General features: G+C 60.0%; 1 rRNA gene. It reads right to left on the reverse strand.

Going from position 1 to position 275, the window contains the following annotated elements:
- Nucleotides 1–275, reverse strand: a 23S ribosomal RNA gene (locus MRBLAR12_RS23830); the annotation flags it as partial.

Consider the following 275-nt stretch of genomic DNA (forward strand, 5'->3'; position numbering starts at 1 on the left):
GATTTGCCTACCGTTCGCCCTACATCCTTAGACCGGGACAACCATCGCCCGGCTCGGCTACCTTCCTGCGTCACACCTGTTAATACGCTTGCCTCCCAGGATCAGGTCCCGCGCTCCACCAAAACCCTTCCACCCCGAAGGGTAGTCAGGCAGGTTTCGGGCGGTTAGTGTCCCCTGTTCAGCATGGGCGGTTTTTCGCCGGTACGGGAATATCAACCCGTTGTCCATCGACTACGCCTGTCGGCCTCGCCTTAGGTCCCGACTTACCCAGGGCA

Source organism: Arthrobacter sp. LAR12-1-1.1 (assembly GCF_040676555.1).
Taxonomy (GTDB): domain Bacteria; phylum Actinomycetota; class Actinomycetes; order Actinomycetales; family Micrococcaceae; genus Arthrobacter.